The organism is Flagellimonas pelagia, assembly GCF_003584135.1.
Lineage (GTDB): Bacteria > Bacteroidota > Bacteroidia > Flavobacteriales > Flavobacteriaceae > Flagellimonas > Flagellimonas pelagia.
Map to the genome: position 1 here is coordinate 108,130 of NZ_QXFI01000025.1, position 25,431 is coordinate 133,560.

A 25,431-nucleotide genomic window follows, 5' to 3' on the forward strand; every position below is an offset into this window, starting at 1 on the left:
GTTGATGGTTGATGGGAAACCAAACAACGAACAACAAACAACGAACAACTACATAACTATGAAATTATATCTAAAAATATGGCGTCAAAAAGACGCATCTTCACCAGGTAAAATAGTTGATTATACCCTTGACGGTGTTGAAGGGGACATGTCTTTCTTGGAAATGTTGGACATCCTTAACGAGGAATTGGTCTCCAAAGGAGAAGAGCCTGTGGAATTTGACCACGACTGTAGGGAAGGTATCTGCGGAACCTGTTCACTTCAGATCAACGGTGAACCCCACGGTCCAGATCGATTGGTGACCACTTGCCAATTGCACATGCGCAAGTTCAATGATGGCGATACCATTGTGATCGAACCGTTCCGTGCCAATGCGTTCCCCGTAATCAAGGATTTGATCGTGGACCGAAGTGCTTTTGACAGGATCCAACAGGCAGGAGGCTACATTTCCGTGAACACTTCCGGAAATACCGTGGATGCCAACTGTATCCCCATCAACAAACACGATGCGGACGAAGCCATGGATGCAGCTACTTGTATCGGTTGTGGTGCCTGCGTAGCCGCTTGTAAAAATGCCAGTGCCATGTTGTTCACCTCGGCCAAGGTTTCCCAATTTGCCTTGTTGCCTCAAGGTAGGATCGAAGCTGTAGAACGTGTACAGAACATGGTGCGCCAAATGGATCTCGAAGGTTTTGGAAACTGTACCAACACGGGGGCTTGCGAAGTGGAATGCCCCAAAGGGATTTCATTGACCAACATTGCCCGAATGAACAGGGAATACCTTTCTGCTTCTTTGAAAGGATAACCGTTTAGCATATCAAATTAAAAAACCCAAATTCCAGATGGAGTTTGGGTTTTTGTTTGCTTGCCGGTCCCTTCGACTACGCTCAGGGACCTTGAAACACTAAATGATTAAGATTGTTTTGGAGATTCTTCGTTCGTTAAGCTCACTCAGAATGACAATCTGTACTTAATTCTATTCGGATGCACAAAATGCGTTCTGTGTCATTCTGAACAACGTGAAGAATCTTTTCTTTTAATCAAATGCAAAACCTAAAACATGAAAACCTGTAAATTGTGTTGAAATCAAATATTCGAAGAATTGGTGCAATTCGTGTCAAACATTTTAGATCTATAGAATTCTTCGCCTAGCTCAGAATGACATTGCAATAGTCAACTTTTCAGAGAAACCTTTGTAAATTGTGCTATGCCCAAAAAATATCCACAGGAACGTATAAAAGTACCTCGGTTCAACGAGGAAGGGGGTTTTTACACCTCCCCAGAACGTTCCAAGATCATGGGTAAAATCCGTGGCAAGAACACCAAGCCAGAATTGGCCTTTAGAAAAGCATTATGGGAAGCAGGCTATCGTTATCGCATCGACTACAAAAAACTCATTGGGAAGCCCGATATCGCCCTAAGAAAGTATAAAACGGTCATCTTTATTGATGGGGAATTCTGGCATGGATACAATTGGGTGGAACGACGGGACAAAATCAAGACCAATCGTGAATTTTGGATTGCCAAAATCGAGCGGAACATCCAACGGGATGAAGAAGTGAACGAAGCATTGGATGAAATGGGTTATAAAGTGTTCCGGTTTTGGGAAACACAAGTGAAAAAGAACCTTGATGCCTGTTTAGAAGAAGTCCTTACCCATTTGGAAGAAGTCAAAGCTGCTTTTTGACCACTTTGAAGACTTGGAGCACCTCATCCAACGACAACTCAAAATCTTGATATTCGGGTGATGTGTTAAGGTTATGACACTGAATGGACTTGGACTGTTTGTTGAACCCTGTAAGCTGCTTACAGATAATTCTATCAAAACAGACCAAAATGTAGGGTTGGTTCCAAAAAGTTTCATTGCCACGGCCTAAACTTTCCTTTTTCATCTCCAGCCCCAAAACAAAAGCCTTGTTCGGGATGGCATCCAGACTACCATCGTTCATGGAATCACCGGAAATTTCAAAAACCCGATGGGGTTCATCGGCCAAAAAGTCGATAACAAAGCCCGCCTGAAACGGATTTTGCATGCCTTCCTTGCTGAGGCTCTTCACATATTTTTTTTGCCATTCCACCAAAACCAAGGGTGCCATCACCAAATATTTGCCATAATCCAAAGGATAGAACACGCTACCCTGTTTGGTAAAAGGCTGCTTTTTGGTATAGGCCTCTCCCATGTCGTTCACTTCGTGCATATAGAGTTCCGCAATGGTAAGCCCAAAGTATTCGGCAATTTTGGTAAGGTTCTTTATAGGAATGTTGGCGTCTTTCCTTTCGTAGAGTTGAATGGTGCGCAAACTCACACCGATTTCTTTACCCAATTCTGATTGGCTTATATTTTTTTTACGCCTTAACTGCTTAATTATATACATTATTTTCTATATTGTGTAATATTGTTACGCAATATGCACTAGCCGCAGCAATTTCTCTGCTTTTCTGTAATTGGGTTACAGGCCAAATATAGAAAATAGGATTTGACCCCAACATGATATTATGCATTCTCAACAGAATTTACATGGGTTCAATCAAAGATTTAGGTCTGGTTCTTAAAAGTGATATGATTTTTAACGAAAGTGAGTATGGTAAACCCATAAGTGAACACCTTTCCGAAGTTATTCGCAGAAACGTGTCCAAAAACGATTATGCCAATGTCGCCATACAGAGTCATGTGAGCTTTTCCACCATCCGGGATGTGGTGTACCGTACCAACAGCCTAACCAAAATGAATGCGCAGGCCATTGCCCTTCTCATCCACGCAGCTTTTGAAAATTCCATCGCCTATAAGCTTCGCGCAGAAAGCGACATCATCTATCTGGGGAAATTATTGAAGGTCTAACCGCAACAGCCAATCCGTTTGTTTGTCGGTACCGATGTAGTAGGGATGTTCGGCGAATTTTTCAAACCCATGTCTTTGGTAAAATTTGATGGCCTTTGGATTGTGCTCCCATACCCCTAGCCAAATGAACGTTTTGTCCATTCCTTCTGCCAGTTGGATAATCTGTTGTACCATCCAAGCGCCAATCTGTTTGCCTTGGTGAGGTCCCAAAACATAAATGCGTTCAATTTCCAAGGCATTGGGGTCCTTGATGTCGGTTTGGGAATCGTTTAGGTTCAGTTTGAAGTACCCTACCAAGACCTCATCCTCAAAAACAAAATGAAAAAGGGAATTGGCATCATGGAGTTCCAAGGCCATCTTATCCTGATGGAAGGCCTTCTTAAGGTACTCCTGAAAGTCCTTGGGGTCGTTATCCTTTTCAAAAGCGGCGATAAACGTTTCCCTGGATATGTTGACCAAGGTGTCCAAATCTGTATCGGTACACTTCCGATGGGTTAGGGCCATAACCGTTGTTTTGCCTAAAAATATCGTAAAAAAAGAGCCTAACAAAGTTGCCGGCTCCAAATTTTTCAGGGGGAAGGATTTGTGGTCTATAGCATAAAAAGCTTCTTGATCAAGAGCATAAATCCAGTAAAAAAGTCGTTTCTGTAAACTTGGACATTCTCGTCCATCGTGTTATTAGATTTTAGGGACATGGTAGTTTGGTTTTAGGATATTAATTTGAGTCAAATAATCGATATAACCAAATATAAATCCGATAAACGGTAATTTAAAACTATTGTTGTGTAATGATTTCTTTTTGTTGTAAAAAAACGTTTGGTATTTGCTAAATATTCATTTCAGGGATGTCGCCATCCACAACCAGCTTTCCTTCAGTTGCCTTTACAATCTCGTCCACGGAAACCCCAGGAGCCCTTTCCAATAACTTAAAACCATTTTCCGTAACCTCCAAGACGGCCAAATTGGTCACGATCTTTTTTACACAGCCCACTCCGGTGAGCGGAAGGGTGCATCGTTTCAATAGTTTGGATTCCCCTGCCCTATTTGTATGCATCATGGCCACGATGATGTTTTCTGCCGAGGCTACCAAGTCCATGGCACCTCCCATACCCTTCACCATTTTGCCTGGAATCTTCCAATTGGCGATATCTCCGTTTTCGGATACCTCCATAGCACCTAAAATGGTGAGGTGCACATGTTTTCCTCTGATCATGGCAAAACTGGTGGCAGAGTCAAAAAATGAGGCTCCGGGCAAAGTAGTAATGGTCTGTTTTCCCGCATTGATGATATCCGGATCTTCATCCCCCTCAAACGGGAAGGGTCCCATACCCAGTACGCCATTTTCGCTTTGAAATTCCACACTGATATCGTCCCGCACAAAATTGGCCACCAAAGTGGGAATGCCAATGCCCAAGTTCACATAATACCCGTCCTTGACTTCCTTTGCAATGCGTTTTGCTATTCCATTTTTATCCAACATATTTTTAATGTAACAATTTTAAAATGTACCTATGTAATTTACATCAGCTATTTGCTCATGTTCCTTTTACTGGTGCTTATGATCTTATATAAGATCAATCCTAGTTCATCAACCCTATCCTTCAAATCCTTTTGAAAAGGATATAAGCTTGATTTTTCACATAGGGTAGCCAATATTTCGTTTCCTCAAGCTCCTTAAGTGCCAGTTTTATCTTGTGTACAAAATCAGCCCTACTCTCTGCATTCTGAGCTTCATGAATATTTGCACCTATACTTGTTCCCGATTTAAGTAATTGATTCGCAATGATATATTTTCTATTACTTTCCAGAAGTTCACAAAATTCAATAATCAACAAGGCAAAACTCACTGATTTATCAACGATTGCATTTTCTTTATTAGCCATTCATTGATACATTGTTACACCCCTTCGCGATGACGAACTGTTCTTTGTTCAATTCGTTTCTCATATTTTTCTCCTTGGAAAATGCGCTGGACAAATATGCCCGGGATATGGATTTTATTGGGGTCCAAACTTCCAGCAGGGAGCAATTCCTCCACTTCGGCCACGGTTATGGTCGCCGCCCCGCACATACAGGGATTAAAGTTCCTTGCCGTTCCTTTAAAAATAAGGTTGCCCGCTTCATCCCCTTTCCAAGCTTTCACAAAGGAAAAATCAGCTTTGAAAGCCGGTTCCAGCACGTACATTTTACCATCAAACTCTCTGGTTTCCTTACCTTCGGCGACTTCGGTTCCATATCCTGCCGGCGTGTAAAAAGCTGGAAAACCTGCTTGGGCCGCCCTGCATTTTTCCGCCAAAGTACCTTGAGGTGTTAGTTCCACCTCCAATTCCCCGCTGAGCATTTGACGTTCGAACTCGTCGTTTTCACCCACATAGGAGGATATCATTTTTTTGATCTGATGTTTTTGAAGCAACAGTCCCAAACCAAAATCATCCACTCCGGCATTGTTGGAAATGCAGGTAATGTCCTTGATGCCCAACCGTACCAGTTCCGCGATGGCATTTTCCGGGATACCACATAGGCCAAAACCTCCCAACATAAAGGTCATCCCGTCTTGAACACCGCCCAAAGCCTCTTGCACATCGGCCACTGTTTTCTTGATCATCCGATTCTCATTTTTAATTGCCTGAAATTACGATTTAAATAAAAAAGCCCCAAGCAAATTGTAATCTGCTTGGGGCTAAAAGTTCTTTAAAAGGTCTGGTCTAAAAATCCAATCCGTCCAAATCGTCTTCGGTATCCAAATCGTCCTCGTTTTGTTGGGCCTCCTTGGAACAATCTACATTGATGGACATCTCCTCCGGTACCTCAAAAGCATCAGTAGACACGCCCAAATCTTTGTTCGCATAGTTTTTCTTCATGTACAAGGCCCATATGGGAAGTGCCATCGTGGCTCCTTGTCCATAGAGAAGTCGGTCAAAGTGGATGGCTCGTTCTTCACCGCCTACCCATACTCCCGTGACCAAATTGGGCACCATGCCCATAAACCAACCATCACTTTGGTTTTGGGTCGTACCCGTTTTTCCTGCAATGGGATTGTTCAATTCATATGGGTATCCTGTCATGACTTCCTTGTACATGGTTTGGTTCTTGCCATAGGTGTGTCTTAACCTACCCCCAGAGCCATATTGAGTAACCCCTTCCATCAAATTTACCATGGCATAGGCCACATCCTTGCTCAACACATCTTTGGTTTCTGGAGTATATTCGTAAAGCACCGTACCATTCTTGTCCTCAATACGGGTTACCATCACAGGTTTCACATACACCCCTTGGTTGGCAAAAGTGCCATAGGCCCCAACCATTTCATATACATTGATATCCAACGTTCCCAAGGCAATGGAAGGCACTTCAGGGATGTCTTTGGTAATGCCCATATTCCTGGCTATGGAGACTACGGAACCCGGACCTACCCTATCGATCAATTGGGCGGTAACGGAGTTCACTGAGTTGGCCAGAGCACTTTTCAACGTCATATTATCGCCAGAATAGGTGCCATCGGAATTTTTGGGACACCAAGCATCAATATTTCCATGCTTGCCCGGTTCAATACAATATTGATTGTCGGGTAAGGTATAGCATGGTGAATAGCGTAGCTGGTCAATGGCCGCGGCGTACACAAAAGGTTTAAAGGTAGACCCTGCTTGTCTTGCTCCTTGGATGACATTGTCATACTGAAAATGCTTATAGTCAATGCCTCCGACCCACGCCTTCACATGTCCGGTTTGGGGTTCCATGGACATCATGGCCGTCCTGAGGAATGTTTTATAATATCGGATAGAATCCAATGGGGTCATGGTCGTATCTTTTTCATAGGAATCACTGTTCCAGTCAAAAACGGTCATTTCCGTTTTTTTGTGGAAAGTGGCCTCAATCTCTTTTTCTGAAAGACCCTGCTGTTTTAATAAACGCCATCTTGGGGAGCTTTTCATTGCCCTTTCCATTATAGTGTCTATGGCTCCTTTGGTCAAATCCAAGAAGGGAGCGGTAGGGTTTCGTTTAGGTGTATTTTGGTTGAAGAACTCGGCCTGTAAATTTTTCATATGTTCCTGAACAGCTTCCTCTGCATTACGTTGCATGCGGGAATCCACAGTGGTATACACTTTTAGCCCATCCAAGTAAATGTTCCATTTTTCGCCATCAGGTTTGGGATTGTCATTTACCCAACCGTTCAACCAACGCTGTAGGTACATCCTAAAATAAGTAGCCAATCCTTCTCGGTGGGATTCCGGATTAAAGTTGATCTTCATTTCCAGTTTTTGGAGAGAATCCTTTTCCTGATCGGTGATATACCCGTATTTAGCCATCTGTGCCAAAACGGTGTTCCTTCGATCCAATACCAGTTGTTCTCTGCGCATAGGATTGTAGTAGGATGAGTTTTTGAGCATCCCGACCAGCACGGCCGATTCTTCTGTACGAAGCTCGGAAGGCTCCTTCCCAAAATAAATCCTGGCCGCGGAACGTATCCCATCTGCATTATAGTTGAAATCATAGATGTTGAGGTACATGGCTATGATCTCCTCTTTGGTGTAATTGCGTTCCAAACGAGTGGCGATTACCCATTCTTGTATTTTTTGAAGGATGGCATTCGTAGTACTTTCCTTATCCCTTACCCCAATAAAAAGTTGTCTTGCCAACTGTTGTGATATGGTACTGGCCCCACCCTTTGTCCCCAAATAGGCCAGTGCCCTTATAAATCCACGGGCGTCAATACCGGAGTGGTCGTAGTATCTGGCATCTTCAGTGGCCACCAAGGCATTCACTAGGTTTTTTGGCAAGTTTTCATAGGCAATAGGGGTACGGTTGTCATCCAAATAAAGCTTACCTAAAGTTTCCCCATCGGATGAGATGAATTCAGTTGCCAAATTGGTCTCGGGATTTTCCAAGCGTTCAAAAGTGGGCATCTCTCCGAAGACCCCCCATGAGGCCAGTAGAAAAACAAGTACTACAGAAAGTACTCCCACCCCGAAAAGAATCCAAAACCATTTGATGAACTTACCGAAGCTTTGCTGCTGTTTTTGACCAGTCTTTGCCATTATTTATTGGGTGCTTTTTCTATTTCCAAACCAACATCCGTTACGCCTTCCAAAATGTGAAGACCTTCCACAACGCCATTTTTTCTCATGGCATGTGATACGGTAACCTTATATACGCCTGTTTCTGGAAAAACGATGTTTTCCTTGAACCAAAGTTTATTTTCCTTGACACTTCCCATTCCTTTTCCCAACCATTCGCCAGAAGGTTCTGCCATTTTATATTCCAGGGTATCCTTTGTGGCGTTGCCACTTGGATATTCTAACTCCGCAATCAGGAATAAATTGCTGAAAGAATAAGAATCATCATTTCTGATGTCCAAAAACATGTTGTAGGTAGCCGTGGAATCAAGTTTGGAAAATTCGAATTGCACAGGTTCGTCCATCTGCCATTTGCCATCTTTAATGGGTTTGTATTCGGAATGAACCAAAAGGTCATTGCATGAAAACAGTGTAATGATAACCAGCAGTAAAACCAGTACCTTATTTTGCATTGGAAGATGCTTTTGATTTGGATTTTCTACGATTCTTGTTGTTCCTGCGCTTTTTCTTCTTCGGTCTATCAAAACGTGTTAAGCTGTCTTGGCCAACTACATTCTCGAATGTGGCCTTCTCTTCATCGACATTATCATTGGCATAATCCTCCAAGCTGTCGATTTTCTCGTTGTTCTTGTTGAGTTCCAAAATTTCCAACACCTGCTCTTTGGAAAGTGCATGCCAAGTTGCCGGGTCATCTTTGTAGGAGAACCAGAGGGTTTCCTTGAAAATGTCCGCTTTTTGACAGAAGGCGAGTCCTTTTTTGGTCATAATCTTGCTATCCTGCGGCGGAAAATCCTGCAACGCCTCCAAATACATGTCCAGTTCGTAATTGAGGCAACATTTGAGCTTGCCACATTGTCCGGCCAATTTTTGTGGATTTAGGGCCAATTGCTGATACCTTGCAGATGCCGTGCTCACCGATCTAAAATCCGAAAGCCAAGTGGAACAGCACAATTCACGACCACAGGAACCGATTCCCCCCAAACGCTGGGCCTCTTGTCGGTACCCAATTTGGCGCATCTCGATTCGAATTCCAAAGGCTTTGGCCATGTCCTTGATCAGTTGTCTAAAATCGACCCGATCCTCTGCGGTGTAGTAAAAGGTTGCCTTGGACCCATCTCCCTGGAACTCCACATCACTGAGTTTCATCTCCAGCTTAAGGGCAATGGCAATTTCGCGCGACCGTTTTTTGATTTCTTCTTCCCGATCTCGGCACTTTTGCCAAATATCGATATCACGTTGGCTGGCTTTTCTGTAGATTTTTGGAAGGGTCTTATCGTCCGGGGAAACTTTTTTTCGTTTCATCTGAACCCTAACCAGTTCACCGGTAAGGGTCACGACACCCACATCGTGCCCTGACTTGGCCTGCGTGGCCACCACATCGCCAATACACAATGGGATGTTTTCCGGGTTCCTATAAAATTCCTTTCTACTGTTCTTGAAACGCACCTCAACACAGTCAAAAGGAGTTTGACCGTTGGGCAACGACATATTGGAAAGCCAGTCAAAGACCGTCAGCTTGTTACAACCATCAGTGCCGCAAGTACCATTGTTCTTGCAACCACGCGGTTGTCCATCCTTCCCGGTTGAACAACTGCTACACGCCATATTTTGTATCTTGATTGGGGTCTCCAAAATTAACTGTAAGAAACAAAACATTTCGTAACAGTCTACTATTCAAAAGTTTAGTTTTGATGTCGATTGCTCATTCGACCATGTCTCGGGTCTCAACCCACCATGACATTCAAACACTTTACCCTTTGTTTTTGGCCTACCCCAATAGGGTTCATAAATAATTCTTATGGTAAATATAGTACAATTTATAGCAGCGGTGAAATGCTACCTCTTGTATTTCAAAACGGGGGAACGGCCCTTTTTGAATATTTTATTGCTCGCTCCCTTGCCCTTGCGCAATCGTTTTTGTTCCTCAATGGGCAGGGCATGTATTTCTTGGCATTCCACGGAACAACATTGGTCCATGGCCTCCGCACATTCCTCGCATTGTATGAACAGTAGATGACAGGCTTCGTTGGCACAGTTTACATGGGTGTCGCAGGGTTTCCCACATTGGTGGCAATGGGATATCACATCCTCGGAGATGCGCTCTCCCCTTCGGTGGTCAAAAACAAAGTTCTTGCCCAAGAACTTGTTTTCTAGATTCTGATCTCTTACTTGGCGGGTGTACTCAATGATTCCACCTTCCAACTGATAAACATTTTTGAAGCCTTTATGCTTGTAATAGGCACTTGCCTTTTCACATCTAATGCCCCCCGTACAGTACATGACCAGTTTTTTATCTTCTTTGTGTTCCGCTAGGTCCTTTTCAATAATATCCAAAGAGTCCCTAAAGGTGTCCACATCGGGGGTAATGGCATTTTTAAAATGGCCAATTTCACTTTCGTAGTGATTTCGCATGTCCACCAAAACGGTATCGGGGTCTTCTATCAACCTGTTGAATTCTTCGGCACCCACATGGATTCCCTTGTTAGTCACATCAAAAGTGGCATCGTTAAGGCCATCGGCCACAATTTTCTTGCGCACCTTGACCTTCAATTTTAAAAAGGATTTATTGTCCTGTTCAATGGCAATGTTCAGCCTTACATTTTCCAAAAAACTGATACTATCCAAATGGTTTTTGAAACCCTCAAAATTTTCGGCAGGTACCGAAAGTTGGGCATTGATTCCCTCATGTGCCACATAAATGCGTCCAAGAACCTCCATTTCGTTCCAAGTGATGAAAAGGTGGTTCCTTAAAATATGAGGGTTGCCAATGTGTGCATATTTATAGAAAGAGATGGTGAGCCGATCCTTGCCGGCTTCCTCAATGAGCTTTTCCCTTTCTTTTGCACTTAAGGTATTGTACAGTTGCATGCTATATCAATAATTTAAGTTAAAGAATGGATGATTTCCGGCACAAAGATAAGCATTCGGGATCGGGAGAAAATAAGCGGGCCCCAATTTGGGGTCCGCCTACGTTGTTGAGGTCTTTTTCAAAGCTAAATTTCTTCCCACCCTGTATTTGCGAGCTTGGCACAGCTCTATAAATATTGAGTTAGTACCCGTTAGATACGATGTTATTAAAAAGGTTGCGTGCCTTTTGCCGTATGTAGAAAGAAATGGTATTTTAGCCTTCCTAATCATTTGAACCATGAGCAACGAGAAAGAAGCGAAATTAAAGGCCCTGAAACTAACCCTGGACAAGTTGGACAAGACTTATGGCAAAGGGGCGGTAATGAAAATGGGCGATAGTGTAGTTGAGGATGTCGAGGTCATCTCTTCGGGCTCGTTGGGATTGGATATTGCTTTGGGCGTGGGAGGTTATCCGAGAGGAAGAATCATTGAAATCTATGGTCCGGAGTCTTCTGGTAAGACCACCCTTACCCTACATGCCATTGCCGAAGCGCAAAAAGCTGGTGGCTTTGCCGCCTTTATTGATGCGGAACATGCCTTTGATCGATTTTATGCCCAAAAATTAGGGGTCGATATCGACAACCTGATCATATCACAACCCGATCATGGGGAGCAAGCCTTGGAAATTGCCGATAATTTAATCCGCTCGGGAGCCATTGATATTGTCATCATCGATTCCGTTGCTGCATTGACACCAAAGAGTGAGATCGAGGGGGAGATGGGAGATTCCAAAATGGGCCTTCACGCCAGGTTGATGTCACAGGCGTTGCGAAAATTGACCTCCACCATCAGCAAGACCAAGTGTACCGTTATCTTTATCAACCAATTGCGTGAAAAAATTGGTGTAATGTTCGGAAACCCAGAAACGACCACTGGTGGTAATGCCCTTAAATTCTACGCCTCTGTAAGATTGGATATTAGAAGGTCTACCCAGATCAAGGACACGGACGGGGAGGTACAAGGAAATAAAACCCGAGTAAAGGTGGTCAAGAACAAAGTGGCCCCGCCGTTCAAAACTGCCGAATTCGACATTATGTATGGCGAAGGCATTTCAAAAATCGGGGAAATTCTGGATTTGGGGGTGGCTTACGAAATCGTAAAAAAAAGCGGTTCTTGGTTCAGTTACGGTGACACCAAATTGGGCCAGGGCAGGGATGCCGTAAAAGCCCTTTTATTGGACAACCCCGAACTGTCCGATGAGTTGGAGAGCAAAATCAAAGAGGCCATTACTGCCGTCAAGGCGTAAAGCTGATTCCATTTTTGGGCGAATAGACATTTGGTTCTGAAAATCCTACGCAACCCTTGCCACTACTGCACATCTAGGGAATAAAAAGGATTAGATTATGAAAAAAGTGTTAATGCCCATATTATTGTTTGTGGCATGCTCATGGTTCAGCTCATGTAATCTGGATGATGATTCCCCCAATTTTTACTTCACCGCCCTTAACGTTGTGGAAGCCGATGTTCCTGAATCTTTTGAGTTCGGTAAAACCTATGACATCGATGTTACCTATCTAAGACCCAATGGATGTACTTTCTTTGAGGGTTTTGACGTGACCAAAACCGCTGAGACCGATAGGGACATTGTAGCAATCGGTTCTGTTCTCACCGATGAGGACAGGGCATGTACCGAAGCTATTGAGGAAGTTGTGGCCACATTAAAGTTCAGTGTGATTTATACCAACGAGTATCATTTTAGATTTTATACCGGCGACGATGAAAATGGGAACGCCACCTTTGTGGAATATACCATTCCCGTAACAGAGGCAGAGCCGACAAACTAGAAAACAACAATCCAAAATTGACCAACATTTGGATCTGGAAGAACTGATAGATAACTGCAAAAAGGGCAAACGACAGGCACAGGCCGAGCTATACCGGAGATATTCCGGTATTCTTTTCGGGATGTGCCTCAAGTATTCCAAGAATAAAACAGAGGCGGAGGATAATCTGCACGATAGTTTTATGACCATTTTTGAGAAAATTGACCAGTTCGGCTTCCAAGGTTCCTTTGAGGGTTGGATGAAACGCATTACCGTGAACACGGTCCTTCAGAAATACCGAAAGGAACAGCACCTCAACGTGATTTCTGAAAACATTGAAGATGATGTGGAGGTCGATACGGAGCAGACCGATATCAGCCTGTCCACATTGTTGGGACATATACAGGATTTGCCGCACAAGTACAGGTTGACCTTCAGCCTATACGTTCTGGACGGCTATAGCCATAAAGAGATCAGTGAGATGTTGGGGACATCCACTGGAACCTCAAAATCGAATTTGGCAAGGGCCAAAACGATTCTGAGGGAAAAAATAGAAAAAACCAAAATCAACATTGCTTAAATAGATTTACGATGGGGAAAAAGAATTTAGAGCAATTGTTCAAGGACGCCTTCCAAAATTTTCAGGAAGTACCGGATGAAAAAGTCTGGAAATCCATTGAGTCGTCTTTGGACAAAAAGAAACAAAAGAAGCGGGTCATCCCAATTTGGTGGCGTCTTGGTGGCGTTGCCGCTGCCTTGGCCATCCTATTCTTCTTGATCAATCCGCCCGACAAGGAGCAAGTGGACAATCAGATTATTACGGACACGGAAAACACTGTTGAACCTACTCAACAGGATTCAACAGGAAGTGATGTCAAGGATTTCCAAAATGCTTCAGGTATTCCGGAAACAGAACGTGTGGCGGCGGGTACTTCGGAACAAGTGGATCCGGCCAAAGCATCCTCTGAGATTGAAAAAGTTCCGCATTCCAAAGAACAGGTTGCAGGGACCAACAAGAATCGTAGTTCATATGATGCTTTGACCAATCCCAAAACGCAGGTGCAAAAAGAAAAAGACGCTATTGCCCTGAATGACAATAGGAATGAAGAGTCCAAGTACCCAGACGAACAAGTTCAAAATAATGACGAACTTTCTCGGAACCTGGCCAAGAACAACGAAGCTATCGCCGACAATGGCATCAAAAAAGAAGAACGTGTCTCGGAAACTCTAAATCAGGATAAAGAAGAAGAGATTGTTGCCTTGAACGAGAAGGAAGAGGAACATCCGGAAAAGAAATCCATTTTTGATGCCATCAAGGAACAGGATGAGGAAGAGGAAATCGTAGCCCAGAATACATCTGGCAAATGGTCCGTTGGCCCTTCCGTGGCTCCGGTGTACTTTAGCGCATCTGGAAATGGCTCGCCCATAGATTCCGATTTTGCCTCCAACTCCAAATCGGGTAACCTAAACTTAAGTTATGGTCTTACCGTTGGCTATGAAATCGGCAAGAAACTGAAAATACGTTCCGGTATTCATAAAGTGAACTATGGATATGACACCAATGATGTAGTTTTCTCGTCTACCCTGCGATCGGCCTCGAGTGAAAAATTCGACAATATCAATTACAGCGAAACCTCTGAGAACATTGTGGTCCAGAGCAAAAAAAGTCCGGCCAACGCACTATCGGATGCCTCTTCCAAGGAAATTGCCTTGAGCGAGGCCCCTGCTTTGGATGGTAAAATGGTACAGCAACTGGGATATATTGAAGTTCCGTTGGAGTTGAACTATGCCCTTGTGGACAAAAAGTTCGGGGTGGACCTTATTGGAGGAGTAAGCTCCCTGTTTTTGGTGGACAATTCCGTTTTGTTGGAATCCGATGAGCTCATTACCGAAGTAGGCGAGGCCAATAATGTGAATTCCACTAACTTCAGTGCCAATGTGGGCATGGGGCTCAATTACAATTTTGCGCCAAAGCTCCAGTTGAGCATTGAACCCGTATTTAAATATCAATTGAACACCTTTTCCAAAACTGCCGGGGACTTCCGTCCTTTTACCATTGGCGTGTACAGTGGTATCAGCTTCAAGTTTTAGGAAATAAAATGTTGGTTAGGAAGATTGTCCTTTAGACAATCACTTGAGTGCCCCGCCAGAACGGGGCACTTTTTTTATAAGACATTCATAATTAAATTTTTATTACTTTAATTTTGAATACTAACCTCATCCATTTTGATAAGTGAACCGTTTGAAGATATTCTCATCTATTTTTCCGAATCTCTTTTAGGGAAGGAAAACGAAGATGATATTCTTTGGGATCTGGCCAAAAACTGCATCTCCAGACTCGGGTTTGTAGACTGTGTCATCTATCTGTTAGAACCCGAAAATGATATCCTTGTCCAAAAGGCTGCCTATGGTCCCAAAAACCCAAAGGACAAAACGCTCTTCAACCATCTGGAAATAGCCTTGGGCCACGGCATTACAGGGGCGGTTGCCAAAACTGGCAAGGCAGAGATCATCAACAATACTTCAGACGACCCAAGGTACATAGAGGACGATGATAACCGACTTTCTGAAATCTGTGTGCCCATAGCCCATGAAAACATTGTCTATGGGGTAATCGACTGTGAACATCCGGAAGTTGGCTTCTTCACCCCGCACCACCTCAAAATGCTTTCGGCAGTGGCCTCTATTTGCGCTATTAAAATCAAAAGTGTCAGGGCCAATCGCGAGCTGGCAGAGAAACAGAAAAAACTGTTAAAAATTCGTGAGGAGATGTTGGAATTCAAACTTCGCGCCCTCAACTCCCAACTTAACCCACACTTTGTGTTCAATTCGTTGAACGCCATTCAATATTTTGTGACTTCGGAAAAAAAGATTCCCGCTTTGGAATACTTGTCCACCTTTAGTAGGCTCATGAGGTTCTATCTGAAGCAATTGGACAAGGATACCGTATCCCTCTACAACGAGATTGACATGTTACATTGGTATCTAAAACTCCAAAAATTGCGCTATGATGATTCCTTTGAATATACCATTTCCTTGGAGAAAAACACCGAAGAGTTGAAAGAGGCCGTCATCCCTTCTTTTGTGATCCACACGCTGTTTGAAAACATTATCGAACACTCCATGTTCAATCAACACAAAGGGCAACATTTCAACATAGTGTTTAGGGCCTCGGAAACTGAGGTTGTGCTCCAAGTCGAATATCGTGACCTAGTTTCCGATATCTCCAACCAACCGGAATATCGGGCCGGTATCTTAAAATGGCAGGACCAAATAGAACTCCTTAATACGGTAAAGGGATATGCCATCCAAAATCAGACCCAGACGATTACCAATGGTAAAGAACAGTTCAGAAAAACGTCCTTAATACTGCCAAACCTTGTATGACCTCATGGCCAGCTGGGGTCGGTAAGTTCGTTCCATATTACATCCCGCACCTCTTCCCTTAATGTGGATGTATCTTCGGCACTCAGGATACCCGTCTCAAAAAACTGGTGGACCCTGGCCCTCACCCTGCCTGGGCCTCCGCTAAAAAAAGTAAAGGAAAAACGCTTTTTGTTATCATAAAAGGTTATGGGTACAACAGGGATTTTATGTGCAATGGCCATTTTGAAGGCACCATCCTTAAATGCATCCAAAACCACTTTCTCATCCGGTACCCCGCCTTCCGGAAATATGCAGATGCTCAATCCTTGATCCAGTCGTTTCTGGGCCCTTCGGTACACCCCGGTGCGACTTTTAATATCGTCACGATCCACCATAATGCAGACCCTTTTGTAGAAAAACCCAAAAATGGGAATCTTGACCAATTCCTTTTTGCCCACAAACACAAACGGATTCCGGCTCACCACCAACATCAGCATAATGTCCAACATGCTGGTATGGTTGGCCACCAACATATAACTCTTTCCCCTTACCATACGTTGTTCCCTTACAATTTTGGGAAAACAGCCCATTCCGTACAAAATTGGTCTCGCCCAAAGATTACGCGCTGTCCAGAAAAATTGGGGATAGGTACTTTCCGAGAAGGTCAATAGTAATAAAAATGGGAAAAACAAGAGGATGGGAACGGCAACCAACACATAGAACCATATCCTATAGATGATGTGCCCAATGTTTTTCATTAGCTGTAGCATGCGCTAAAAGTAGCCTTTTTGAACGGCTTTGAAAACAAAGAACCATCATCCTTAGACCAATAGCATGAAAGTAGCTTTTTCAACCACTTTTTTTATACCCAAGGGATGCTTACTTTTACGGGCAAAAATTTAGCATGGCCCGAATTCTGACCGGAATACAAAGTACAGGGGTGCCCCATCTGGGGAATATTTTGGGAGCTATTGTTCCTGCCATTCAAATGGCGCAGGATCCCAAAAATGATTCTTTTCTTTTTATTGCCGATATGCATTCGCTCACCCAGATCAAAAATGGGGAGCTTTTAAGAAAGAACACCTATGCCATTGCCTCTGCTTGGTTGGCTTTTGGACTGGATATTGAAAAAACCGTTTTTTACCGCCAGAGCGATATTCCACAAACCGCTGAATTGGCTTGGTACCTTAGCTGCTTTTTTCCTTATCAACGGTTGACGTTGGCCCATTCCTTTAAGGACAAGGCCGACCGTTTGGAAGATGTAAATGCCGGTATTTTTACCTACCCCATGCTCATGGCCGCGGATATTTTGTTGTACGATGCCGATATCGTGCCTGTTGGAAAAGATCAATTACAGCATTTGGAAATGACCCGCGATGTGGCCTCCAGGTTCCACAACCAAATGGGAGAGACCTTTGTGTTGCCACAGGCCAAGGTACACGAACAGACCATGTATGTGCCTGGCACCGATGGCGAAAAAATGAGCAAGAGCCGTGGCAACCTCATCGATATCTTCCAACCGGATAAAAAATTACGCAAGCAGATCATGGGAATTATTACCGACAGTACCCCCATGGAAGATCCCAAAGATCCAAGCAAGGACAATGTCTTCGCTCTATACAAACTTTTGGCGTCCCAAGAGCTGATTGAGGAAATGAGTGCCAATTATTTGGCCGGAGACTATGGTTATGGGCATGCCAAGCAGGCGTTGTACGAGCTGATCGTTGAGAAGTTTGATGAGCCTCGCGAAAAGTTTGAATATTACATGAACCACCTGAATGAAGTGGACGATGCTTTGGCCCATGGTGCCGAAAAAGCCCGAAAAGTGGCCAACGAGGTTCTGGCCAGAGTGCGGGAGAAGTTGGGGTATTAAATCGCCTCGAACAGTTTACCGGGCAATGGACGGATCACTCCCTTCATTTCCATATTCAATAAAGTGGACGATGTCTTAAAAATGGGCAGTTGGCATTCCAATGCCACGGTGTCCAGCAATTGTTTGCCGTTCAATTGCAAATACGAGTAGATAGACTGTTCTGTTGGATCCAACTCGACGAACAGCTGTTTTTGCACTGGATTTTTCTCGTTTTTAGGCTCCAAATCCCATCCCAAAAGATAGATCAGTTCCGCTGCGGACGTCAACATATGGGCTTTTTGCTTTTTGATGAGATCGTTACAACCCTTGCTCCACTTATCCGAGACTCTTCCTGGTACCGCGAACACTTCGCGGTTATACCCGTTGGCCAAATCCGCGGTGACGAGACTGCCTCCCTTTTCAGCAGATTCCACCACAACGGTCGCTTCACTCATTCCGGCAATGATCCGATTCCGTTTCAAAAAGTTTTCCCGATCGGGTTGACTCGTACTCCAGAACTCCGTCAAAAAACCTCCATGTTCCTCAATAGATTGTTTGTACTTTTTATGGGCCTTCGGATAGATTTGGTTCAATCCGTGGGCTAGGCAGGCAACGGTCTGCAGACCTTTGTCCATTGCAGCCTTCTGTATGGCCATGTCCACCCCATAAGCCAGGCCACTCACAATTACGGGATTCAAGGGTGCAATTTCCTCGATAAAGGTCTCACAGAACGAGGTTCCATAATTGGTCACGTTCCTTGTTCCCACCACACTAATGATTTTCCGGTGTTTCAAATCGATATTTCCCCGTTGGAACAACAATATAGGACCATCCACACAATGCTTCAATTGGTCGGGGTATCCTTCATCCATAAAATAAAGAGGGGCAATGCCTTCCTTGGATAAAAATTGGTATTCCCTTTCAGCTTCATCAAGATATACGGGCTCGAACAAATCCTTTAGGGTCTGTCTGCCAATACCATCAATTTTAAGCAAGTGCTGCAATTTGTCCTCAAAAACTGCTTTTGGACTTCCGCAATGGGCAATTAATTTCTTTGCGGTAATATCGCCAATATTGGGAATGGACTGCAGCCTCAGGGCCGCAATAATTTCAGGTTCAGTCATTTGATTTGGGAGTCAAAGTTGTCCACAAAATACAGATTTTCAAATGTTAATAAAAAGTTATTCGGCTTATTTTGTACTCTTTCATTTTTTACAATATTTGTGGCTATGCGGATTGATTCTTACATAGAAAAATTGTTGTTCGAGTATAATTGTGTCGTAGTACCTGGTTTTGGGGCTTTCTTGGCACATGGTAAATCCGCGGAAATTGACAAGGCCACCAATGCCTTGATCCCTCCTTCCAAGACCATATCCTTTAATGCTCAACTTTCCAAGAATGATGGACTTTTAGTGTCCCATATTGCCAAGGAAAAAAAGTTGGGATATGAGGAAATGTTGCAGGAAGTAGAAGATGTTTCCAAAGATTGGAACACCAGATTGAGCCAAGGGGAGAGCATCGAACTATATGGTATCGGTAAACTTTTCCACAATAGAGATCAAAAAATCCAGTTTCAACCAGAGAACAAGATCAATTTTCTTACCTCATCTTTCGGACTCTCTTCCTTTGCCGCTACGCCCATCCAGCGTGAAGTGCTAAAAGAAGAAGTACAGGAACTGGAAGAAAAAATTCCTTTCATCATCACTCCAGAGGTTAGGGAAACCACTTCGTTCAGACCTTGGTTGAAATATGCCGCGGTTATTTTGTTAGCCGTTTCATTAGGGGTAACCGGTTATCGTACTTACGGAGATCTTCAACAAAAACAGGTTGCCGCGCAACAGGATGCCCAACAAGAAGTTTCCCGCTTGATCCAAGAAGCCACTTTCTTTGAAAGTGCACCATTGGAACTGCCGGCCGTAAACATTGAGGTGACCAAACGGCATCTGGGCAAGCACCATGTGATTGCTGGTGCCTTTCGTGAAGAACAGAACGCCGAGAAAAAAGTGGCCCAGCTCAAGGAAAAAGGATTCAATGCCTTTTATTTGGGTGTGAACCGTTATGGTCTCCACCAAGTGGCCTACGACAGCTTTGACGACCCCAAGGAAGCCCTTGCCTTTCTGAAAAAGGTAAAGGCAACAGATTCAAGGGACGCCTGGTTGCTTTCCGAGAAATAATCCCCGTTTTTTTAAAACCATTCCCCACTTCAATATCTTTGCGCAAAATGTATAGGTATGCGCGCTAAAACTCCAAGTGAATCACGAACCATCATGACCGATTTGGTCCTGCCCAGTGAAACCAATCCTCTCAACAATCTTTTTGGAGGGGAACTACTGGCCCGTATGGATCGAGCGGCCAGTATTTCGGCCAGAAGACACAGCCGGAGGATTACGGTGACCGCTTCGGTAAACCATGTGGCCTTCAACCGTGCCGTCCCCTTGGGTAGCGTAGTCACCGTGGAAGCTGCGGTTTCCCGTGCCTTCAAAACCTCTATGGAAATCTTTATTGATGTGTGGATCGAGGATCGCTTTACGGGAGAGCGTACTAAGGCCAATGAGGCCATTTATACCTTCGTAGCGGTGGATGATACCGGAAAACCCACCGAAGTTCCACCTTTGGAGCCCGAAACCGATTTGGAGAAGGAACGGTTTGCCGCAGCACTCCGAAGAAAGCAATTGAGCTTGGTGCTGGCCGGCAAATTAAAGCCTTCAGATGCCACGGAACTGAAGGCCTTGTTCATGTCCTAATACTAAAAATTGAAGTTGTCAGGGTCCGGACCAAATCGTTTGCCCCTGTCCAGGCTATCCAGCAGTTTTACATCCTCGTCGCTGATCTCAAAATCGAACAGATCTGCATTGGCAATAATGCGTTCCTTTTTGGACGATTTGGGAATGGTGATCACACCCTTTTGGAGGTCCCATCGCAATACGATCTGTGCAATGGTCTTGTTGTATTTGGCGGCCAAATCCTTCATGATGTCCAAATCAAAGATATTACCCTGCATCAATGGGGACCAAGCTTCGTATTGAATACGATTGGCGTTACAAAAATCCAACAGCTTTTGTTGCACCAAATACGGATGGAACTCCATTTGGTTCACCATAGGAACAATTTCTACGGAAGTCAATAGATCTTCCAAATGGTGTTGCAAAAAATTACTGACCCCAATGGATCTTACCCGTTTCTCTTTGTAAAGTCTTTCCATTGCCTTCCAGGTTTCCTTCGATAAATCGCCTTTGGGCCAATGGATCAGATAAAGATCCAAATAATCGGTTCCCAGTCGTTCCAAACTAGCCTCGAAGGCTTTTAGGGTGGAATCGTATCCTTGGTCCGTGTTCCAGACCTTACTGACGAGAAAAACGTCCTTTCGGTCCACAGAACTTTCCTTGATACCGGTTCCCACTCCTTCCTCATTATTATATATAGCAGCGGTATCAATATGGCGATAGCCATGGTCCAAGGCATCTTTAACGGCGTGGATCACTTCGCTTCCATCTTTGGATAGATATACGCCCAACCCAAAATACGGCATCTGGACCCCGTTGTGCAGTTCAAAAGTCCCCCGCAAATCTGTAATTTTTTTCATAAGCTATAGTTGATAGATCCAATCCTCAGGATTCAAGCGATTGGAATCTTTATAAAGATAAAACTTCAATTTGGTAGTGCCATCAAACCGATTGGTATCTATTTCACCCAAGATATCCTTTGCAGTAACCTTGTCCCCTTTTTTTACATACAACGTGGATAGGTTATAATAGGTGCTGATGTAGTTTCCGTGCTTTACCTGAACCCCTTTGTTTCCTCCGGGAACAGAAAGGATGGCAATGACCTCTCCCTCAAAAATGGCCCTGGCCTTGCTGCCTTTGTCGGTGGTGATGGTAACCCCGTTGTTCTGATGTTTGATGCCCGGATACAGTTTGTCAGCATATACCCCATAACCTTGGCTTTTGATACCCTTTTCCACAGGCCAAATGAGCCTTCCTTTGTTGGCCGAAAAGTTATCGGCGACCAATTTGGACTCTGGCGTTAAAGCAAAAGTGGCGCTGCTTGTGGACTTGCCCGAACTTTTATTTGAACTAGCGATTGCACTCTTGATCAATCGTTCTATCTCACGGTCAATTTTACGGGCCTCCTTTTGCTTTTCGGAGATAGCGGCAGTGTATTTGGCCTCATTCTGCTTGATGCTCGTTAAAAGGCTTCTTTGGGATTCAATTTCTTTGGAAAGTTCATTCTTCGCCTTGGTGTTTTCTGCCAACAGTTGCTCTTTTTCTTTACGCTGGCGTACCAAATCTTGATTTAATTGGGTCAATTCCTCTGTCTTTTTGATGATATTCTCCCCCTGTTTCTTCCGGTGCTTGGCATATTGTTGCATGTACTGGAAACGCTTGAATGCCTGAAAGAAATTTTCGGCGGAAAGAAGGAACATCAATCTATTGCTCTGCGATTTGTTCTGATAGGTCTTTTGGATCAGGTTGGCATAATCTTCTTTAAGCAGCTTGAGATCCTCTCTTAATTTACTGATGTTCCTGATGTTGACATTGATCTGCCGATTGAGCAGATTGGATTGCTGGTTGGTGACCCGAATAAGCTCTTGTCGAACGTTGATCTTATTGTCCAAAGCCTCCATTTGATCCAAAACGGTCCCCTTTTCCTTCCTTTCGGCAAAGAGCAAACGGTTGATTTCCTTGATTTCCTCCTGAAGACGTTCCCGTTTGGCCTCCAAGGATTTCTGTTCGCTGGTCTGGGCAAAGGAATTTTGCGATATAAAAATCGTAAGTATAAGAAAATAAAAACAATATGAAATTTTACCTTTCATATTACTTTAATGTAATTTTGTCAAATCCTTTAGGCACTTTGTAAGGGAAATTCATGGGTTTGTTCAGTTCCAGGTTACGAAAACTAAGGTCGATCTTGGTCAACTCCCCAGCTTCCTCGGCCGTAATCAGGATTTCATCGGGCAACACGTTCCCTGAAATATCCTGATAGGTATATTTTGCGCTCAACTGTCTTGCTTTTTCAGGCTGTGAAATTTCTTGGGTCGCAATCTTGAAGTTTTTCGGTTCCAATTGGAACAAGATTTTAAAAAGCTCCTGGGCATTTTTGGGCTTTAGTTGGTAGTTGCCGTCATAAATCTCGGAGTTGTACTTTTCCTTTCTCAAATCCATTACGGCATTGCCCAACAACAGGTTCTGTACTTTTTCAAAATCGAGGTCCGTGCCCAACAAATGGCTTAAATAACTAAAATCACCATCGAAGTATTCGTTTTCCAACTTGTTGTAGAAAGAAACCTTATCCGGTGTAATGTGGGCCTTGACCACTCCGAGAGGGGCACTCATCCAGATTACCTTGTCCTTTTCCATCCTCAAACTAACATTCACTCCCTGTGACTCGTCTCCGTTGGTATAATCAATCTTCACCCTCCCACTCAACGTTTTAAAACGGGGTTGGTTGGTATAATGGTTGTTGATGATATTTTTTGCGGACAGCCTGGCATCCGCTTCGCCTCCAGTAACGGATTTGGTGCTTTTACAAGCTCCTAGGGTAAGCACGAGAAGTAGCATTCCCATGGTTCTAACATATTTGACTCTTCGCTTCATCATCATAATCCGGAATTTATCTTGTTCAAATATTCGTTCGCTTTTTGGGTGTTACCAATTTTGGCATACGCTTTTGAAAGTTCCCTGTACATATTGTTCTGCAAAGGTCCGTCTTCCAAAAGATAATCGAGACCACTCTCCAAAACCTCAATGGCCTTATTGGCATTGGAAGTATTGTTAAGGGCAGTGCCATAGGCAAAATAAAAATAGGGCTGTAACGGATACGTGTCCAACGCCTCCTTGGATACGGTCAAGGCATTCTTATAATCCGAAGCGGCCAACAGTTTCTCCAACTGCGTCCGCAACTTGGCAACAGGGTCATCTGTATTCCTTTCTTCTTGTTGCACAACCGGAACAGCGGTTTTTCCCTTTTCCCCTTGGATGGAATCATTGATTTTTCGCCCCAATTCCAATGCCAAAGGTGAATTGTTCAATTCCTTCAAGATTTTTTGGGCATCGGCATATTGCTTTCTTTTGAAATAGCACAACGCCAGGTTTTCCTTCAACTTTTGGTTTTCATATGGAATCTGTGCCTTGATGGTTTCCAAAGGACTTCCTTGTTGTTCCAACACGGAAACCAAATTGTCCAAATACCAATAATCCGAAGGTTCGGCAAGAAGCGCTTCAATGGCATATTCCTGGGCCTGAACGAATTTCTTGTCCAGCAAATACGCTTTGGACAATTCGTAGTCCACCACATCGTCATTGGAATCCAACTGTTTACATTTTAAGAACAGATCAATGGCGCGGTCGTAGTTTTGGATGCCTTTTTGCTTGAGTGCCTCAAAAAAGTTTTCTTGAAACTCATCGGTATATTCTTCCAGATACACCTCGGCACTTTCCTGTTCTTCTTGGGCATAGGAGGTGTTCCATGTCATTGCTGACACTGCAACTCCCATCCAAAGAAAAAAAATCCTTTTCATATGATTCAGGTCCCCATCTGTTCAAAAATCGTATCGAAGTTATTCCAAAACGGAATAATCCCCAATGCTAATAGACTCAAAATTACCATTAAAAACCACATAATTGCCGATCATGGCGTTATCGAGGTTGGCATTGTAAATTTTACTTTCGTTTTGGATGATGCTGTTCTTTACGGTCGAGTTTTCCAAAACGGTATTGTTCCCAATGGACACATAAGGCCCAACCGTGGTATTTTTAAGTACCACGTTTTCACCAATATAACATGGCTCGATGATGTTGGCATTTTCGAGCGTCACGGAATCCGAGATCATATTTTCGCCTTCCCTTTCCAAAAAGCCCAACATCCTCTGATTGGTTTCCACGGTCACATTTTTGTTGCCGCAATCCATCCATTCGTCCACCTTACCTGGAACAAATTTCATGCCCTTTTCCATCATCCTTTTGATACCATCATTGATCTGGTATTCCCCTCCATTGGTAATATCATTATCGAGGACATGTTGTAGTTCATTTCTAAGCACGCTCACGTCCTTGAAGTAATAGATTCCGATTACGGCCAAGTCGGAAATAAACTCCTTAGGCTTTTCAACCAATTCCACAATTTCGGAGTCCCCGTTCAATTTTACTACGCCATATGCTTCGGGTCTATCGACCTGCTTCACCCAAATAACACTATCGGCAGTTTTATCCAAATCGAAATCGGCCCTGATCAAGGTGTCGGCGTAGGCAATCACGGCAGGCCCACTCAAGGATTCTTTGGCACTCATAATGGCGTGACCAGTACCCAAGGGTTGGTCCTGACGGTAAATGGAACCTTTGGCCCCCAGTTCAGCTGCCAGTTGCATCAAACTTTCCACCACATCGTCGCCGAAAAAGGCTGGCTCTCCCAAAATAAAGGCAACCTCCGTAATGGGCTCTCCCAACACTTTGGCAATATCGCTCACCAAACGATGAACGATAGGTTTCCCAGCCACAGGAATCAATGGTTTGGGAATGGTTAAGGTATGTGGTCTTAAACGGGATCCTCTTCCCGCCATGGGTACGATTATTTTCATATGTTACACACCTGCGAAGGCAGGTGTCCTTTAATGGTTATACTTTTTTATAAAGA

Annotated in this window: 27 protein-coding genes; 11 read left to right on the top strand and 16 right to left on the bottom strand. The window is 43.8% G+C overall.

The window, feature by feature from the left end:
• Positions 1–58: 58 nt before the first annotated feature.
• Both D2V05_RS09365 and D2V05_RS09370 read left to right on the top strand, forming a co-directional pair.
• The gene (locus tag D2V05_RS09365; protein ID WP_119647462.1) at positions 59–805 is read left to right on the top strand and encodes a succinate dehydrogenase/fumarate reductase iron-sulfur subunit; all 747 of its coding nucleotides are present in this window, start codon (positions 59–61) and stop codon (positions 803–805) included.
• Positions 806–1,207: 402 nt separating this feature from the next.
• Complete coding sequence (locus D2V05_RS09370) at positions 1,208–1,687, top strand: very short patch repair endonuclease (RefSeq protein WP_119647332.1); 480 nt, start codon at positions 1,208–1,210, stop codon at positions 1,685–1,687.
• Here D2V05_RS09370 and D2V05_RS09375 read toward each other — a convergent pair.
• Positions 1,671–2,375, bottom strand: a complete 705-nt coding sequence (locus D2V05_RS09375; protein ID WP_119647333.1) for a helix-turn-helix domain-containing protein — start codon at positions 2,373–2,375, stop codon at positions 1,671–1,673. The genes D2V05_RS09370 and D2V05_RS09375 overlap by 17 nt on opposite strands.
• 143 nt (positions 2,376–2,518) lie before the next feature.
• Between D2V05_RS09375 and D2V05_RS09380 the strand changes: the two genes are divergently transcribed.
• Positions 2,519–2,839: a hypothetical protein gene (locus tag D2V05_RS09380; RefSeq protein ID WP_119639057.1), complete on the top strand. Its 321-nt coding sequence runs from the start codon at positions 2,519–2,521 to the stop codon at positions 2,837–2,839.
• Here the strand turns inward: D2V05_RS09380 and D2V05_RS09385 are convergent.
• The 8 genes from D2V05_RS09385 to trhO form a co-directional block, all read right to left on the bottom strand.
• On the bottom strand, positions 2,825–3,343 hold the full coding sequence (locus D2V05_RS09385; protein ID WP_119647334.1) for a GNAT family N-acetyltransferase: 519 nt from the start codon (positions 3,341–3,343) through the stop codon (positions 2,825–2,827). The two genes, D2V05_RS09380 and D2V05_RS09385, sit on opposite strands and share 15 nt — an antisense overlap.
• Positions 3,344–3,665: 322 nt before the next feature.
• Positions 3,666–4,319, bottom strand: a complete 654-nt coding sequence (locus D2V05_RS09390; RefSeq protein ID WP_119647335.1) for a 3-oxoacid CoA-transferase subunit B — start codon at positions 4,317–4,319, stop codon at positions 3,666–3,668.
• Positions 4,320–4,440: 121 nt separating this feature from the next.
• Positions 4,441–4,722 (bottom strand): four helix bundle protein, encoded by a 282-nt coding sequence (locus D2V05_RS09395; RefSeq protein ID WP_313786750.1) that lies wholly within the window; start codon positions 4,720–4,722, stop codon positions 4,441–4,443.
• Positions 4,723–4,736: 14 nt separating this feature from the next.
• On the bottom strand, positions 4,737–5,444 hold the full coding sequence (locus D2V05_RS09400) for a CoA transferase subunit A (protein WP_119647336.1): 708 nt from the start codon (positions 5,442–5,444) through the stop codon (positions 4,737–4,739).
• A 100-nt stretch (positions 5,445–5,544) separates the two neighbouring features.
• Positions 5,545–7,875 (bottom strand): penicillin-binding protein 1A, encoded by a 2,331-nt coding sequence (locus D2V05_RS09405; protein ID WP_119647337.1) that lies wholly within the window; start codon positions 7,873–7,875, stop codon positions 5,545–5,547.
• Complete coding sequence (locus D2V05_RS09410) at positions 7,875–8,366, bottom strand: gliding motility lipoprotein GldH (RefSeq protein ID WP_119647338.1); 492 nt, start codon at positions 8,364–8,366, stop codon at positions 7,875–7,877. Before D2V05_RS09410 ends, D2V05_RS09405 begins: the two co-directional genes overlap by 1 nt.
• Complete coding sequence (locus D2V05_RS09415; protein WP_119647463.1) at positions 8,356–9,519, bottom strand: PSP1 domain-containing protein; 1,164 nt, start codon at positions 9,517–9,519, stop codon at positions 8,356–8,358. The genes D2V05_RS09410 and D2V05_RS09415 overlap by 11 nt, the downstream gene beginning before the upstream one ends.
• A gap of 231 nt (positions 9,520–9,750) precedes the next feature.
• Positions 9,751–10,782, bottom strand: coding sequence for an oxygen-dependent tRNA uridine(34) hydroxylase TrhO (gene trhO, locus D2V05_RS09420; RefSeq protein ID WP_119647339.1), 1,032 nt, complete (start codon positions 10,780–10,782; stop codon positions 9,751–9,753).
• A gap of 277 nt (positions 10,783–11,059) precedes the next feature.
• Here trhO and recA point away from each other — a divergent pair, with 277 nt between their 5' ends.
• The 5 genes from recA to D2V05_RS09445 all read left to right on the top strand — a co-directional run bounded on the left by recA (position 11,060) and on the right by D2V05_RS09445 (position 15,971).
• Positions 11,060–12,067: a recombinase RecA gene (recA, locus tag D2V05_RS09425; RefSeq protein ID WP_119647340.1), complete on the top strand. Its 1,008-nt coding sequence runs from the start codon at positions 11,060–11,062 to the stop codon at positions 12,065–12,067.
• Positions 12,068–12,164: 97 nt separating this feature from the next.
• On the top strand, positions 12,165–12,605 hold the full coding sequence (locus D2V05_RS09430) for a hypothetical protein (protein WP_119647341.1): 441 nt from the start codon (positions 12,165–12,167) through the stop codon (positions 12,603–12,605).
• 28 nt (positions 12,606–12,633) lie between these two features.
• Positions 12,634–13,164: an RNA polymerase sigma factor gene (locus D2V05_RS09435; protein WP_119639048.1), complete on the top strand. Its 531-nt coding sequence runs from the start codon at positions 12,634–12,636 to the stop codon at positions 13,162–13,164.
• 11 nt (positions 13,165–13,175) lie between these two features.
• Entirely contained in the window at positions 13,176–14,675 is a 1,500-nt protein-coding gene (locus D2V05_RS09440; protein ID WP_119647342.1) for an outer membrane beta-barrel protein, read from the top strand.
• Positions 14,676–14,810: 135 nt separating this feature from the next.
• Positions 14,811–15,971 (top strand): histidine kinase, encoded by a 1,161-nt coding sequence (locus D2V05_RS09445; protein ID WP_235855426.1) that lies wholly within the window; start codon positions 14,811–14,813, stop codon positions 15,969–15,971.
• 2 nt (positions 15,972–15,973) lie between these two features.
• On the opposite strand, the gene D2V05_RS09450 is transcribed toward D2V05_RS09445, so the two are convergent.
• On the bottom strand, positions 15,974–16,708 hold the full coding sequence (locus D2V05_RS09450) for a lysophospholipid acyltransferase family protein (protein WP_417935672.1): 735 nt from the start codon (positions 16,706–16,708) through the stop codon (positions 15,974–15,976).
• 146 nt (positions 16,709–16,854) lie between these two features.
• Here D2V05_RS09450 and trpS point away from each other — a divergent pair, with 146 nt between their 5' ends.
• Positions 16,855–17,823: a tryptophan--tRNA ligase gene (trpS, locus tag D2V05_RS09455; protein WP_119647345.1), complete on the top strand. Its 969-nt coding sequence runs from the start codon at positions 16,855–16,857 to the stop codon at positions 17,821–17,823.
• On the opposite strand, the gene dprA is transcribed toward trpS, so the two are convergent.
• The gene (dprA, locus tag D2V05_RS09460) at positions 17,820–18,926 is read right to left on the bottom strand and encodes a DNA-processing protein DprA (RefSeq protein ID WP_119647346.1); all 1,107 of its coding nucleotides are present in this window, start codon (positions 18,924–18,926) and stop codon (positions 17,820–17,822) included. The two genes, trpS and dprA, sit on opposite strands and share 4 nt — an antisense overlap.
• A 105-nt stretch (positions 18,927–19,031) precedes the next feature.
• Between dprA and D2V05_RS09465 the strand changes: the two genes are divergently transcribed.
• Positions 19,032–19,976, top strand: a complete 945-nt coding sequence (locus D2V05_RS09465) for an HU domain-containing protein (protein WP_119647347.1) — start codon at positions 19,032–19,034, stop codon at positions 19,974–19,976.
• A gap of 57 nt (positions 19,977–20,033) precedes the next feature.
• The gene (locus D2V05_RS09470) at positions 20,034–20,546 is read left to right on the top strand and encodes an acyl-CoA thioesterase (protein ID WP_119647348.1); all 513 of its coding nucleotides are present in this window, start codon (positions 20,034–20,036) and stop codon (positions 20,544–20,546) included.
• A 2-nt stretch (positions 20,547–20,548) separates the two neighbouring features.
• Here D2V05_RS09470 and D2V05_RS09475 read toward each other — a convergent pair whose 3' ends face one another.
• From D2V05_RS09475 to D2V05_RS09495, 5 genes are read right to left on the bottom strand one after another with little or no spacing between them, the layout of a single operon-like run.
• Positions 20,549–21,385 (bottom strand): aldo/keto reductase, encoded by an 837-nt coding sequence (locus D2V05_RS09475; protein ID WP_119647349.1) that lies wholly within the window; start codon positions 21,383–21,385, stop codon positions 20,549–20,551.
• A gap of 3 nt (positions 21,386–21,388) precedes the next feature.
• Entirely contained in the window at positions 21,389–22,615 is a 1,227-nt protein-coding gene (locus D2V05_RS09480) for a murein hydrolase activator EnvC family protein (RefSeq protein ID WP_119647350.1), read from the bottom strand.
• 1 nt (position 22,616) lies between these two features.
• A complete protein-coding gene (gene lolB1, locus D2V05_RS09485) occupies positions 22,617–23,366 on the bottom strand; it encodes a lipoprotein insertase outer membrane protein LolB1 (protein WP_235855427.1) in 750 nt (249 codons plus the stop codon).
• A 32-nt stretch (positions 23,367–23,398) separates the two neighbouring features.
• Positions 23,399–24,319, bottom strand: coding sequence for a tetratricopeptide repeat protein (locus D2V05_RS09490; protein ID WP_119647351.1), 921 nt, complete (start codon positions 24,317–24,319; stop codon positions 23,399–23,401).
• A 39-nt stretch (positions 24,320–24,358) separates the two neighbouring features.
• The gene (locus tag D2V05_RS09495) at positions 24,359–25,375 is read right to left on the bottom strand and encodes a sugar phosphate nucleotidyltransferase (RefSeq protein WP_119647352.1); all 1,017 of its coding nucleotides are present in this window, start codon (positions 25,373–25,375) and stop codon (positions 24,359–24,361) included.
• Positions 25,376–25,431: the final 56 nt, after the last annotated feature.